The 1,572-nt window shown below is 74.2% G+C and carries 1 protein-coding gene; it reads right to left on the reverse strand.

All coding sequences use genetic code 11. The features are described from left to right. Positions 1-84 precede the first annotated feature (84 nt). Positions 85-1,257, reverse strand: coding sequence for an acyl-CoA dehydrogenase family protein (locus ACYVE9_RS26120; protein WP_461030363.1), 1,173 nt, complete (start codon positions 1,255-1,257; stop codon positions 85-87). Positions 1,258-1,572 lie beyond the last annotated feature (315 nt).

Raw genomic sequence — 1,572 nt, forward strand, 5'->3', positions numbered from 1 at the left:
GTGGGCGGCAGGGAATGCCGCCCACCCGCCCCGACCGATGTGCGCGTTCCCGGCCGGCGGGCCACCGGCCGCCGCACGTGGCGGCTACCGGGACTCGGGGCCGGCCAGGTGCCTGGCGATGACCACCCGCTGGATCTGGTTGGTGCCCTCCACTATCTGCAGCATCTTGGCCTCCCGCATGTAGCGCTCGACGGGGAAGTCGGCGGTGTAGCCGTACCCGCCGAGGAGCTGCACCGCGTCGATGGTGGTCTGCATCGCGGCGTCCGTGCAGAACAGCTTCGCCATCGCCGCCTGCCGGGCGAACGGCAGCCCGCGGTCGCGGAGCCGGGCAGCGGTGAGGTACAGCGACCGGCCCGCCTCGATGCGGGTCGCCATGTCGGCCAGCATGAAGCGCAGCCCCTGGAAGTCGGCCAGCGGGCGGCCGAACTGCTCCCGGGCCGCGGTGTAGGTGAGCGCCTCGTCGAGCGCGGCCTGGGCGACGCCCACCGCGCAGGCGGCGATGCCCAGGCGTCCGGAGTCGAGCGCGGCGAGCGCGACCGCGAAGCCCTGGCCCTCGTCGCCGATCCGGCGGGCGTCGGGCACCCGCACGCCGTCGAAGTGCAGCTGGGCGGTGGGTGAGCCCTTCACACCCATCTTCCGCTCCGGCGCGGCGGCGGTGAGCCCTTCGGCGTCACCGGGGACCAGGAACGCGGTGATCCCCCGGGGGCCCTCCACGCCCGTCCGGGCCAGCACGGTGTAGAAGTCGGCCATACCGCCGTGGGTGATCCACGCCTTGGTGCCCTCGATGACCCACTCGTCGCCCTGCCGGGTCGCGCGGGTGCGCAGCGCGGCGGCGTCGGAGCCCGCCGACGGCTCGGAGAGGCAGTACGCGCCCAGCAGACCGCCACCGAGCATGCCCGGCAGGTGCTCGGCACGCTGCTCCTTGCTGCCGAACTCGGCTGTGGCGTGGCAGGCGAGCGTGTGGACGCTCACGCCGAGGCCGACCGTGAGGCGGGCCGCGGCAAGCTCCTCCAGGACCTGGAGGTAGACCTCGTAGGGCTGGTCGCCGCCGCCGTACTCCTCGTCGTAGGGCAGGGCCAGCAGCCCCGACTCGGAGAGCAGGGAGAAGAGGTCACGCGGGAAGCGGCCGGCTTCCTCCTCCTCGGCGGCACTCGGCTTGATCTCACGTTGCACGAGTTCCCGCACCAGGCCCAGCAGGTCCCGGGCCTCCTCGGTGGGCAGCTGGCGGTCAACCGGCTGGGGGCCGTGATCGGACATGCGGCGCTCTCCTCCCTGTCGGGCGCTGCGGCGACGAGCGCTCGGAGTGTGGCGGCGCCGCCGGACGAACCAGGCCGCGCCGATACTGCCTGCTCGGGTCACGAGTGCGGCTGACCAGCGGCTGCGGCCGAATGGAGTATGCCCGATCAACGGCCTTCCGTCACTCGCCCGCAAGGACCGGGACCGGCGACACACCGTATCGGCCAGGTCCCGCCGGCGGGCCCGACCCGATGTGTCCAGCGTGCGCGGTGTCCCGCCGCCCCGCACCCGGTGCGACCGCACGGGCCGCCACCCGCCCCCGCCCGTCCGCTCCCC

It is taken from the genome of Streptomyces sparsus (assembly GCF_054776295.1).

Coding starts and splice junctions, on each gene's coding strand:
- ACYVE9_RS26120 (WP_461030363.1), bottom strand. CDS start 1,257: ATGTCCGATCACGGCCCCCAGCCGGTTGACCGCCAGCTGCCCACCGAG.